The organism is Faecalibacterium sp. IP-3-29 (assembly GCF_023347335.1).
In the GTDB taxonomy this organism is placed as follows: domain Bacteria; phylum Bacillota; class Clostridia; order Oscillospirales; family Ruminococcaceae; genus Faecalibacterium; species Faecalibacterium duncaniae.
This window is the reverse complement of the sequence record NZ_CP094471.1, coordinates 1728686-1742268: the sequence shown is the minus strand read 5'-3', so window position 1 is coordinate 1742268 and position 13583 is coordinate 1728686. Positions and strand designations below refer to the sequence as shown.

Below are 13583 nucleotides of genomic sequence, written 5' to 3'. Positions count from 1 at the left end.
TTGCCGGGTGTGCTAGAATAAAAGAGAAAGGCATCCTTGTGTCCAACAGGCACCCGGATGTGAATATTGGATAGTTAATTCGGAGGTAATCAACAATGGCTGATATGTTCGCACCGCTGGTAGCACAGCTGAAGGCAAACCCCAAGACGATCGTTTTTACCGAGGGCAATGACCCCCGCATCCTGGAGGCAGCCAGCAAGCTGCTGGCCGAGGGCGTTCTGAAGGTTGTCATGGTGGGCAACGAGGCTGAGTGCAAGGCTGCTGCTGCCGCAGGCAATTTTGATATTTCCGCTGCTGAGATCATTGACCCTGAGAACTACGCAGGTTTCGACGAGATGGTGAACACCATGGTCGAGCTGCGCAAGGGCAAGCAGACCGCTGAAGAGTGTACCGCAATGCTGAAGAAGTCCAACTACTTCGGCACCATGCTGGTCAAGATGGGCAAGGCTGACTGCCTGCTGGGCGGCGCTACTTACTCCACCGCCGATACCATCCGCCCTGCTCTGCAGCTGGTCAAGACCAAGAAGGGCGCACACCTGGTGAGCTCCTGCTTCATTCTGGACCGTGACTTTGGCGAAGAGGGCCTGAAGCGCATTGCCATGGGCGACTGCGCTGTCAACATTGATTACACCGATACCGTTGATAAGGCTACCGGCGAGGTTAAGATCGCTGCATCCGCAAAGCTGGCTGAGGTGGCCGTTGAGACTGCCAAGACCGCAAAGCTGTTCGGCATCGATCCGAAGGTCGCAGTTCTGAGCTTCTCCACCAAGGGTTCCGGCAAGGGCGGCACCGTTGCTCTGAGCCATGACGCTACCATCAAGGCTCAGGAGATGGACCCCGAGCTGGCTGTGGACGGCGAGCTGCAGTTTGACGCTGCCGTTGCTCCCGAAGTTGCACAGGTCAAGTGCAAGGGCAGCAAGGTCGCTGGCCAGGCCAACACCTTCATCTTCCCCTGCATCGAGGCCGGCAACATCGGCTATAAGATCGCTCAGCGTCTGGGCGGCTACGCTGCCTACGGCCCCATTCTGCAGGGCCTGAACGCACCCATCAACGACCTGTCCCGTGGCTGCAACGCTGACGAGGTCTACAAGATGAGCCTGATCACTGCCTGCCAGTCCTAACTTTTATTCAGCACTCTGCCCCTTCTGGTGTAATGCCGGAAGGGGCTTTTGTTTTGCATGTTGTTTGATGGTTTTGCCAAAGGCTCCCCCTTTGAGGGAGCTGGCGCAAAGCGCCTGAGAGGGTGAGCCCGCTGCCGGGGGCTTGCATTCTCCCCCGAAACATGCTATAATAATCAAGCACAAAATGTGCCATGCCGGACAGCGCCTGCTGCGTGGTTCGGCATACGGATGCGGGCCCTGTACGATGGGGCCGCTGTGAACCAGGTCAGGTGGGGAACCAAGCAGCCTTAAGCGGTGTGTCCCGTGCGTTTCAGTCAGCCTGCATCCGTATGCCGAGTTACGCAAGGCGGGGGTCAAACCCCGTCAGCGCTGCCCGGCTTTTTTGTTGAAAGGGGAGAAGCAGATGTATCGAGCCCTGTACCGCAAGTGGCGGCCCCAGCGGTTTGAGGATGTGGTGGCCCAGCGCGGCATCGTGACCGCACTGCGCAACCAGATCGCCACAGGCCGTGTGGGCCACGCTTATCTGTTTACCGGCGTGCGCGGCACCGGCAAGACCACCTGTGCCAAGATCTTTGCCAAGGCAGTCAACTGCCTGCATCCCCAGAACGGTGACCCCTGCGGTGAGTGCGAGATCTGCAGAGGCATCGACAATGGCAGCATTCTGGACGTGGTGGAGATGGACGCGGCCTCCAACAACGGCGTAGACGATATCCGTGATCTGCGTGATGAAACGGCCTACACCCCCAGCGCCTGTCATTATAAGGTATATATCATCGACGAGGTGCACATGCTCTCCACGGCAGCGTTCAATGCCCTGCTGAAAACGCTGGAGGAGCCGCCCGCCCACGTCATCTTTATTCTGGCGACCACGGAGATCCAGAAGGTCCCCGCCACCATCCTTTCCCGGTGTCAGCGGTACGATTTTACCCGCATCGGCCCCGAGGACATCGCCCAGCGTGTGGAGTACATCGCCGGGCAGGAGGGACTGGAGCTGTCCGGCGAGGGGGCGGAGCTTATCTCCCGCCTTGCCGATGGTGCCATGCGAGACGCGCTGTCCATTCTGGATACCTGTGCCGGTGTCACGGCAAAGATCGATGCGGACGTTGTCCGCCGGATGGCAGGTGTGACTGACCGGAGCTATCTGTTCCATATTTCAGATGCGCTGGAAGCGCAGGATGCCGCCGCGGCACTGGCACAGCTGGCTCAGCTGCGCCAGCAGTCGGTGGATGTGAAGCGGCTGACTGAGGAACTCATTGCCCATTACCGTGCGCTGATGCTGGCGGCCCTGCCCGGCGGGCAGGCACTGCTCTCGGGTGTATCCCCGGAAGAAGAAAAGCTCTATCTGGAAAAAGGCCCCCGGATGGGGCAGCGGGAGGCGATCCGGGCCATCCGGGCTCTGGGCAACGCTCTGGAGCACATGACCCGTGGCAGTGACCAGCGGATAGAGCTGGAACTGGCCCTGTTCAGCCTTTCGGAGCCGTCCCAGCAGGTGGCGGTACAGGCTGTGCCCGCCGCCCGGCCTGCGGTCCCTGCACAGGAGGCCCCCAGACCGTTTGCGTCGGCACCGGTCAAGCCTTTTGTAAGTGCACCGGCGGCATCGGCTCCCGTGCAGGAACCCTCTGTGGAACCGGCGCCGATGCAGCAGTCTGAGCCGGAAACGGTACCTCAGCCCGTGGAACCTCCCAGGGCAGAAGCAGCAGCTCCTGCGGAAGAAGAGCTGCCGCCCCTGCCGGAGGAACCGCCGGTGACTTCGGAGGCCCCGCCCCCCTGGGACGAGCCGGCCCCGGCTGCGCCGCCGCAGAGAGAAGAGTCTCCGGCTCCCGCGCAGGAAGTGTCTGCGGCCCAGCCTCAGCCGGAGCCCAAGCCGGAATATACGGCTGACCCGGCGCTGAACAAGCCCCGCAAGGTGGCGGCAGAGGGGATCAATCCCTTCCCGCAATGGGCAGAGGTCATCAAGCTCCTGCAGGAGCAGGATCCCATGCTCTACACCTACCTGAAAAAGTCCAAGGGTTACTTTGATGGTACCCGGGTGCTTATCGATGGCGGAAAGACCTTCCGGGATTTTATCCGCGCCAACAAGGAAAGCCAGAAGCTCATCAAAAAGCTGATCGCGCAGGTGTCCGGTGTGGCGGTGCCCATCGGCCCCTATGAATCCAAGACGGTCAATCGCGCTTCGGCCAACGCCGAGGAATCCCTCCGCAAGCTGGAACAGCTGGGGCTGGAGGTGTCGATTGAGGATAGTGAACGCAAAAAACGATAATAAAAGGAGAACCAACCATGAAAGCAAGAATGCCCGCAGGCTTCGGCCGCCCCGATATGAACTCCCTGATGCGTCAGGCCCAGAAGATGCAGGAAGATATGAAGGCCAAGCAGGCAGAGCTGGAAGCTGCCGAGTACACCGGCAGTGCATCCGGTGAGATGGTCACGGTGAAGATGAACGGCAAGCACGAGGTGCTGAGCATCACCATTAAGCCTGAGGCCGTGGACCCCGATGATATCGAGATGCTGGAAGACCTGGTGGCTGCTGCCGTCAATGCAACCGTCAAGCAGGTGGATGAGACTGCCGAGGCCGAAATGGGCAAACTGACCGGCGGCCTGAACATTCCCGGCCTTTGATCAAAGTGGAGGAGCACCATGGGTTATAATGCAGCCCCGCTGGAAAAGCTGATCGAAGAATTCAGCAAGTTCCCGGGCATTGGGCGGAAGGGTGCGACCCGGATGGCCTATCAGGTACTGAGCATGTCGGATCAGGATGCCGCCGCACTGGCGGGTGCGATCCAGAACGCCCACACCAAGCTCCACCGCTGCCGTGTCTGCCAGAATTATACCGAAGCCGAGCTCTGCCCCATCTGTGCCAGTGCCAAGCGGGACCGCTCTGTCATCTGTGTGGTGGAAACGCCCCGTGACGTGCAGGCGTTTGAGCGTACCCGGGAGTACCATGGAATGTACCATGTGCTCCACGGTCTCATCAGCCCCATGGATGGCATCGGTGCCGAACAGCTGACGGTCAAGGAACTGCTGGCCCGTCTGGGAGATGGTGAAGTGAAGGAAGTGATCATGGCCATGAACCCCACCGTTGAGGGCGAGGCAACGGCCATGTATTTGGCAAAGCTCATCAAGCCCCTGGGCATCAAGACCACCCGTCTGGCCTATGGCCTGCCCGTGGGTGCCAGCCTGGAGTATACCGATGAGACGACCCTGTACCGGGCGCTGTCTGGCCGGGGAGAATTGTGATCAGTTGTATTTCAAAGCCCTGCGTTTGCGCGCGGGGCTTTGTGCTGTTTATGGAATAAAAAAGAAACACCCGGCCGGGGAAATGAAACAAATTCAAGAAATATAGAAAAAACTCAAAAAAGATGCAAAAAAGTGTTGACAGAAGGGCGGGGATGTGGTATTATACTTGAGCGCCAAGGGCCGCCGGAAAGAATGACTTCTGAAAGCGGCAGAAGCAAAGCGAAAAGAACCAATATGGATACGTTGAAAAACGAGCCACAAGTTCGAAAAGATCGAAAAGCTTCCGAAAAAGTGCTTGACAAAAAATCACTTCTGTGGTAAAATAATCAAGTCGTCAGCCGCTAAGGCTGAGGCGCACAGGACCTTGAAAATTGAACAATATCGAAAAACTTGTAACGGAACCTATTTTCGTGTTGGAAAAACACGTTAAACAATTCCAAACAAAGTAATTCACACAGGACGCAAGCGATTGCGTACTGAGCGAAGAAGATTTAACACTTTTTAAGTGATAAATATCATTTATAAAGAGTTTGATCCTGGCTCAGGACGAACGCTGGCGGCGCGCCTAACACATGCAAGTCGAACGAGAGAGAGGAAGCTTGCTTCCTCAATCGAGTGGCGAACGGGTGAGTAACGCGTGAGGAACCTGCCTCAAAGAGGGGGACAACAGTTGGAAACGACTGCTAATACCGCATAAGCCCACAGCTCGGCATCGAGCAGAGGGAAAAGGAGCAATCCGCTTTGAGATGGCCTCGCGTCCGATTAGCTAGTTGGTGAGGTAACGGCCCACCAAGGCGACGATCGGTAGCCGGACTGAGAGGTTGAACGGCCACATTGGGACTGAGACACGGCCCAGACTCCTACGGGAGGCAGCAGTGGGGAATATTGCACAATGGGGGAAACCCTGATGCAGCGACGCCGCGTGGAGGAAGAAGGTCTTCGGATTGTAAACTCCTGTTGTTGAGGAAGATAATGACGGTACTCAACAAGGAAGTGACGGCTAACTACGTGCCAGCAGCCGCGGTAAAACGTAGGTCACAAGCGTTGTCCGGAATTACTGGGTGTAAAGGGAGCGCAGGCGGGAAGACAAGTTGGAAGTGAAATCTATGGGCTCAACCCATAAACTGCTTTCAAAACTGTTTTTCTTGAGTAGTGCAGAGGTAGGCGGAATTCCCGGTGTAGCGGTGGAATGCGTAGATATCGGGAGGAACACCAGTGGCGAAGGCGGCCTACTGGGCACCAACTGACGCTGAGGCTCGAAAGTGTGGGTAGCAAACAGGATTAGATACCCTGGTAGTCCACACCGTAAACGATGATTACTAGGTGTTGGAGGATTGACCCCTTCAGTGCCGCAGTTAACACAATAAGTAATCCACCTGGGGAGTACGACCGCAAGGTTGAAACTCAAAGGAATTGACGGGGGCCCGCACAAGCAGTGGAGTATGTGGTTTAATTCGACGCAACGCGAAGAACCTTACCAAGTCTTGACATCCTGCGACGATGCTGGAAACAGTATTTTCCTTCGGGACGCAGAGACAGGTGGTGCATGGTTGTCGTCAGCTCGTGTCGTGAGATGTTGGGTTAAGTCCCGCAACGAGCGCAACCCTTACTGTCAGTTACTACGCAAGAGGACTCTGGCAGGACTGCCGTTGACAAAACGGAGGAAGGTGGGGATGACGTCAAATCATCATGCCCTTTATGACTTGGGCTACACACGTACTACAATGGCGTTAAACAAAGAGAAGCAAGACCGCGAGGTGGAGCAAAACTCAGAAACAACGTCCCAGTTCGGACTGCAGGCTGCAACTCGCCTGCACGAAGTCGGAATTGCTAGTAATCGTGGATCAGCATGCCACGGTGAATACGTTCCCGGGCCTTGTACACACCGCCCGTCACACCATGAGAGCCGGGGGGACCCGAAGTCGGTAGTCTAACCGCAAGGAGGACGCCGCCGAAGGTAAAACTGGTGATTGGGGTGAAGTCGTAACAAGGTAGCCGTAGGAGAACCTGCGGCTGGATCACCTCCTTTCTAAGGAGTCAGGCAGATGGAAGAACATCGAAGATGGTCGGCCATCTGGAACAGGTGACAGATACAAGCAGAGTAGATATTGTTCGATTTTGAGGGCCCTGAAAAGGACACTCAAAGACGTACCTTGAAAACTGAATAATAACTGCGAAACAAAGATTATAGTAAGTTCTTTTAAGAAATATTGCAATTTCAAAAGGAAGGGTAACAATAATCTTCGTTGGCAAAAGAGAGAATCAAGAGGATACCAAATGTTCTGAAAGAACGTTTGAAAGGTCAAGCGAACAAGGGCGCAGGGCGAATGCCTTGGCACTGGGAGCCGATGAAAGACGTGATAAGCTGCGATAAGCTTCGGGGAGCTGCAAATAAGCATTGATCCGGAGATTTCTGAATGAGGAAACTCATCTGGGTTCATACTCAGGTACAATGCACTGAAATTTAAAATAGGTGTATTGAGGGAACCGCCTGAACTGAAACATCTAAGTAGGGCGAGGAAGAGACATCAAACGAGATTCCGTAAGTAGTGGCGAGCGAACGCGGAAGAGGGCAAACCGAGAGTAGAAATACTTTCGGGGTACGGACTGCTTTTAAGACTTAATCTGTTAACCGAACGGCATGGGAAGGCCGGTCAGAGAGTGTGAGAACCACGTAGGTGAAAACGGAGAGAGCTGCGCAGGATCCAGAGTACGGCCAGACACGTGAAACCTGGTCGGAATACGGGGGGACCACCCTCCAACCCTAAATACTACCCAGTGACCGATAGCGTATAGTACTGTGAAGGAAAGGTGAAAAGCACCCCGGGAGGGGAGTGAAAAAGAACCTGAAACCCTGTGCCTACAAGCACCTAGAGCGCGTCAAAGCGTGATAGGGTACTTTTTGTAGAACGGTCCGGCGAGCGATTGTATGCAGCAAGGTTAAGGACTTAAGGTCTGGAGCCGAAGCGAAAGCGAGTTTGAAAAGGGCGTTAAGTTGCATATAATGGGCCCGAAACCGGGTGACCTACCCATGGTCAGGTTGAAGTGGAAGTAAAATTCCATGGAGGACCGAACCGACCTCCGTTGAAAAGGCGGCGGATGAACTGTGGGTAGCGGAGAAATTCCAATCGAACCCGGAGATAGCTGGTTCTCCCCGAAATAGTTTTAGGACTAGCCTCAAGTTAGATACCTGGAGGTAAAGCACTGAATAGCCTAGCGGCCGAGAGGTTAGCGAAGCTTATCAAACTCAGAATGCCAGAGTATTGATGCTTGGGAGTCAGACAGTGTCAGATAAATGTCATTGTCAAAAGGGAAACAGCCCAGATCTACAGCTAAGGTCCCAAAGTCAGGTTAAGTGGAAAACGATGTGAAGATACGCAGACAACCAGGATGTTGGCTCAGAAGCAGCCACTCATTCAAAGAGTGCGTAATAGCTCACTGGTCGAGCGTCTTTGCGCGGAGAATTTAACGGGGCTAAACCTGACACCGAAGCTTAGGCAATGTAGTAATACATTGGGTAGGGGAGCGTTGTATACGCGGAGAAACAGTAGCGTAAGCGGCTGTGGAGTGTATAGAAGTGAGAATGCCGGAATGAGTAGCGCGAATGCAGTGAGAATCTGCATGGCCGAAAGCCTCAGGTTTCTGGAGGAAGGTTCGTCCGCTCCAGGTTAGTCGGGAGCTAAGGTGAGGCTGGAAGGCGTAGCCGATGCACAGACGGTAGAGATTCCGTCACCACCAAAAGAGTTAAGCACAGGGACACATATGAAGTCTCAGAGCCGGGTGTTGGTTCCGGTAGAGATCGAGGGAAATTAGTACCGAAGTCTGAGATGGAAGATGGCGAGAAAAGCTGTGTGTATTTCTGAGGTGCCCGTACCGCAAACCGACACAGGTAGGTAGGAAGAAGATTCTAAGGCCAACGGGAGAAGGGTTGTTAAGGAACTCGGCAAATTGACCCCGTAACTTCGGGAGAAGGGGTGCTCCAGAGATGGAGCCGCAGAGAATCGGCCCAAGCAACTGTTTACCAAAAACACAGGTTTGTGCTAAATCGAAAGATGACGTATACGAGCTGACGCCTGCCCGGTGCTGGAAGGTTAAGAGGAGATGTGCAAGCATTGAATCGAAGCCCCAGTGAACGGCGGCCGTAACTATAACGGTCCTAAGGTAGCGAAATTCCTTGTCAGGTAAGTTCTGACCCGCATGAAAGGCGTAATGATTTGGGCACTGTCTCAACAGCCCGCCCGGCGAAATTGTAGTACCGGTGAAGATGCCGGTTACCCGCGACAAGACGGAAAGACCCCATGGAGCTTTACTGTAGCCTAATATTGGGTTTCGATGTTGCATGCACAGGATAGATGGGACTCTGGGAAACCAAGGCTTTGGCTTTGGCGGAGAGGCCGTTGGGATACCATCCTTGCGATATTGGAATTCTAACCTGCGGCTCTGAATCGAGTCGGGGGACATTGTTAGGTGGGCAGTTTGACTGGGGCGGTCGCCTCCTAAAGAGTAACGGAGGCGTTCAAAGGTTCGCTCAGCTTGAACGGAAATCAAGCAAAAGAGTGCAAACGCAGAAGCGAGCCTAACTGCGAGACTGACGGGTCGAGCAGTAACGAAAGTTGGAGTTAGTGATCCGGTGGTATGTGAGTGGAAATGCCATCGCTCAACGGATAAAAGTTACCCTGGGGATAACAGGCTGATCTCCCCCAAGAGTCCACATCGACGGGGAGGTTTGGCACCTCGATGTCGGCTCATCGCATCCTGGGGCTGTATTCGGTCCCAAGGGTTTGGCTGTTCGCCAATTAAAGCGGTACGCGAGCTGGGTTCAGAACGTCGTGAGACAGTTCGGTCCCTATCTGTCGTGGGCGCAGGATATTTGATGGGAGCTGTCCCTAGTACGAGAGGACCGGGACGGACGTACCTCTGGCGCACCAGTTGTTCCGCCAGGAGCATAGCTGGGCAACTACGTACGGATCGGATAAACGCTGAAAGCATCTAAGCGTGAAGCCGACCCAAAGATAAGATATCCCACTGATTCAATCAGGTAAGATCCCTTGTAGACTACGAGGTTGATAGGCACGATGTGTAAGTGGAGCGATCCATTCAGCAAGTGTGTACTAATAGATCGATGGCTTGACCACAATTCGCTTGAATTCTCAAGTCAATGACAAAATGTTAGCAGTGATTATTCAGTTTTGAAGGCACGTCCTTCAAGAAACACTGGACAAAGTAGAACAGAAATGTTATACTAAGCCAGTCATATTGGTCGGTGACGATGACGGTGAGGTTCCACCTGTTCCCATTCCGAACACAGAAGTTAAGCTCACTCGTGCCCAAGATAGTTCGCTGGAAACGGCGCGTGAAAATAGGTAGTCGCCGACTTGCATGAAACCCCTGAGGAAGAAATTCTTCAGGGGTTTGTTTTTGTTGTGCGTGTGCCTTTCCGTTAAAATAGCCTAAAAAATCCCATGAATTTGTGAGTGTTCACAAACTTCACCCAGACCCCTTGATTTTTTATAGGGGGGGGGGGGTATGATAAAGTGCGAGAAGCACCTTGTCAGCAAAACAGAAAGATCAGCAAACCAGTCGGAAGGCTGTGACGCAAGGCGAAAAGCCCGGTAGGGGCCGTCAGCTGCACTTTGCTCTGCAACCCTCTTCGACTATGCGGAAATGTGCCAGCGCCCCCAAAGGGCAGTTGGTGCGGGGTTATGGAGAAGTTTATGGGAGTAGCTTTTCCGGGAACCACGATCGCCTTGCCCTTGAGAAGCGGCAGACTAAAGCATAGATAGAGAGGGCGAGCACCCCTAAAGTACAAAACGCAAAGCGTTGTACCAGCCATTTGGCTGGTGCGGCGCTTTTTTCTTTTTGTCTGGGTGCTTTTCGTGGAGAAACTGGGGGTATGTATGACTGACAAAGGATTGGTCTGCTGTTTAACCACCACTTTTCGATCATGTGAGCATGAACTGGAAAGGAGCAGAAGAAAAATGACAAACAAGAAATTCAAGTTGGCAGCAATGTCGCTGGCCACCGCGGTTGCAGTGAGCGCGGTTGGCCCCAGCGCTTCTGCGGTGACGTATTATCTGGGCGATGGCAGTGTAACTGTTGACAAGGATGACACTCGCGGCGCGTATAGTTATCAGGGTGAGGACGGCAGTGAGGAGCACCGCACCTACGTCAACGAGGATGAAGCGGATCATGGTACGATCTACGTTAAGGGCGGCAACGCGCCAACGGGAGATGTTACGCCACCCACTGATAACTCTGGCAATGGCACAGAGGAAACCACAACGGGAAACACCATCACGGTCAAAGAAGATGTGAAAGAGGGAACCACATCTACGGATCATACCACAGATTCTTCTGCCGACAACACAGAGAACAACACCCCGACTGAGACCGCACCTGGAAACACCATCACGGTCAAAGAGGATGTGAAAGATGCAACCATCGTGGTTGACGGCGTGAATGTAGATACCAGCGATACCAGCACCCCGACTGACACTCCGGCTGAAGTGTCCGCAAATACCAAAGAAGATAAAACCATCATCAAGGTGGGCGAGGGTGCAGATGTTGACCTGACAGTCAAGGATTCCAACCTGACCACCGGCGGCAACGGCATTGATATCGGTGTGGATTTGGATGGCGAAGATAAAAACAAGGAAACCAACGTTGACCTGACGCTGGATAATACCAAAATCAACCTGACACAAAACGGAAAGGTGGGTATCAACGTACAGGACAATTCCAATGTGGATCTTACCCTGAAGGGCGAGAATGTCATCGATGGCTCCGAGGCAATTAAAAACGAGAAAGAGAATATCCTTACAAAGAACGTCAATGTAGAAGGTATCCGTGTGGGCGATGGCGGCGCAAGTGATGGTTCGGGGACCAGTGCGGGTGCAGAAACGAACCTGACCATCAGCGGCGGTGTAGAAAAGACCGAAACTGAGGATGCAGACACGGAAGAGACGGAAAGCCCCGCTGGCGGTTCACTGACCATCAATGAGACCACAGGTGGTCTGGTAATGGCAGATGGCTCGGACGTGGAAATCACGGACGGCGCTGATGTGACCATTAAGGATACTAAGACTTCCGGTGCCACTCAGGCAGGCCGTGCTGTTACCCAGCACGGTGATTTGACCATCTCCGACGGCTCTTCCTTAACGATAGACGGCGTAGAGGACAATGCAAAGCAAGCGCCGCATACCGGTATTGGCATTGCCAGCTGGGATGAGATCAAAGTGGAAGATGGCAGCACGTTGGATATCAGTAATACGGAAACAGGTATCTACGGTCATCAAGGCTCGGATGCAAGCCTGACTGTGGAGGATAGCACCCTGAATATCAGCGATGTTGGCAGAGGCATCGATTACGAGGGAAAGGGTGTAGATAACAAAGGTAATGTACTCGAATCTGCTGGTGATATCAGCTTCAAAGATTCTTCTGTTACAATCAGTGCCGATGGAGCTGGCGCTATCATCACTGGTGATAACGGAAATTCCAGCCTCACCTTCGACCATACAGAAGCAAATCTCAACGCAACCAAGGGTAAAGCAATTTACGCGGGGGATAAAGTTGGCAGTGACGGAGATCTTACAATTACCAACGGAAGCAAACTAAATATCGAAGCAGATCGCGGTATTTGGGCTGGTTATAAGGAAGTGACGATCGACAATAGCACGGTGAAGTCCAAGACGGTTGCTCAGGGTTTCTATGCGCTTGGAAGTAAGAACACTGAGAATAAGCACGGTGTAAGACTGCATATTACGAACGGAGGAAAATACAATCTGTATGGCGGCGGCGATCAGAACTGGGCTGTTGACGCTAATTCCTCTCGTGGCAACCGAATCATAGTAGACGAAAATGGCACGCTGCTCGTAGATCAAAACGATTCCAATGCAGGTATTGCTGTGGGTGCGAATGGCAAATTGCTTGTGGAGAATGGCACTGTCCTCGTAAAAGGCAACTATGTGGACAGCGGAAGATATAAAGGAACAGGCATACTTGCTTTCGGCTCCAATTCCAGCATTCTTATCAAGGATAATGCGCATGTGGAATCTACCTCTGTTACACGTTACCCTGGCCCTGGCCGTGTTAACCAGAAGCTCATCGTTACTGGCGGCACGCTGACCTATGACTACAAGGCCGACAACACCCTGTGGCCGGTGAACGGGCAGGGCGACAAGCTGACCAACTTCCTGCTGACCAAGGATGATGCCCACGCAAACTTCGATGCCCTTTCCTATAATGGCAAGACCTATACCTACCTCTCTGACCTGAACAAGGAGACCGGGAAGCAGTATCTCTCCGTGTGGGTGCCCGCCGCCGCACTGAACTATATGCTGGATGTGGACGGTTCCCACGACCCGGAGATCATCGGCAAGGCGCTGGAAGAGCTGAAGCAGGCCGGATATAATTTCGACACTGCCTATCAGACCGCTGAGAATGGCGATCAGGTCGTTATTCTGCGGGATATGGTGGTGAACGGTAAGAGCCTGAACTTCACCAAGACCACCGATGCAGAGGGCAACACCAAGCTCATCTGGGGCAACTACGAAAAGCAGGCAGAGGGTGCTCCCAGCGCTTATGATATGGTCTATGGCACCGAGTATGAGTATGAGGGCAAGACCTATACCATCGTTTGGGGCTATGAGAGCCAGAACAACCCCAACACCACCGCAGCAGCGGGCGTGCTGGATGCCTTTGGCCCGGATTCCAACGTGAAGGTCACCGGCGAAACCATCGATGGCACCGACTCCGCACAGTACACCGTGACCATTTACGGCGCTCTGCGGGAAGTGACCGACCCTGTGATCCCCACGAACCCGGAACCGGAAACGCCTGAGGATTCCGATCCGACTCCTCCGGCTCCCACTACGCCGACCACCCCGGCAGTGCAGGATGCACGGCCCACCACTCCCGCCGTGGAGCAGGCAGTTGCTAAGACCACGCCCGCCCCGGAGACCCCCGTGAACCCGCCGGTACAGGATGCCCGCCCGGAGAGCGGCAAGCTGATCCAGACCGGTACCACCAACTGGATGGCAGATGTTCTGGTGCGTGCAGGCGGTGTCCTGCTGGCTGCCGGTTATCTGCTGGAGCGTAAGCGCAAGAGCATGTTCCATAAGGCACAGCACTGAACACGTTCTTGTAGATGACGTAAAAAGGTAAAATATTAAACTGGCTTGGGGCCGCTGCACAAATTTTTGTGGGGCGGCCCCACTTTTTGCAGAAAAA

Annotated in this window: 5 protein-coding genes, 3 rRNA genes and 1 other RNA gene; all 9 read left to right on the top strand. The window is 54.0% G+C overall.

Going from position 1 to position 13583, the window contains the following annotated elements:
• Positions 1-95: 95 nt before the first annotated feature.
• On the top strand, positions 96-1121 hold the full coding sequence (gene pta, locus MTP40_RS08290; protein ID WP_005931805.1) for a phosphate acetyltransferase: 1026 nt from the start codon (positions 96-98) through the stop codon (positions 1119-1121).
• A 228-nt stretch (positions 1122-1349) separates the two neighbouring features.
• Positions 1350-1449: signal recognition particle sRNA small type (ffs, locus tag MTP40_RS08285), an RNA gene on the top strand.
• Between the two features lie 75 nt (positions 1450-1524).
• Positions 1525-3381, top strand: coding sequence for a DNA polymerase III subunit gamma/tau (gene dnaX / locus MTP40_RS08280; RefSeq protein WP_249259163.1), 1857 nt, complete (start codon positions 1525-1527; stop codon positions 3379-3381).
• Between the two features lie 17 nt (positions 3382-3398).
• Positions 3399-3737, top strand: a complete 339-nt coding sequence (locus MTP40_RS08275) for a YbaB/EbfC family nucleoid-associated protein (RefSeq protein WP_005931599.1) — start codon at positions 3399-3401, stop codon at positions 3735-3737.
• 18 nt (positions 3738-3755) lie between these two features.
• Positions 3756-4355, top strand: coding sequence for a recombination mediator RecR (gene recR / locus MTP40_RS08270; protein ID WP_005931596.1), 600 nt, complete (start codon positions 3756-3758; stop codon positions 4353-4355).
• Positions 4356-4873: 518 nt separating this feature from the next.
• A 16S ribosomal RNA gene (locus MTP40_RS08265) occupies positions 4874-6384 on the top strand.
• 271 nt (positions 6385-6655) lie between these two features.
• Positions 6656-9490 (top strand): 23S ribosomal RNA (locus MTP40_RS08260).
• A gap of 124 nt (positions 9491-9614) precedes the next feature.
• Positions 9615-9731: ribosomal RNA gene (gene rrf / locus MTP40_RS08255) — 5S ribosomal RNA — on the top strand.
• The 16S, 23S and 5S rRNA genes sit together here, the layout of an rRNA operon.
• A gap of 602 nt (positions 9732-10333) precedes the next feature.
• Positions 10334-13486: a carbohydrate-binding domain-containing protein gene (locus tag MTP40_RS08250; protein WP_249259162.1), complete on the top strand. Its 3153-nt coding sequence runs from the start codon at positions 10334-10336 to the stop codon at positions 13484-13486.
• The last annotated feature ends 97 nt before the right edge of the window (positions 13487-13583 follow it).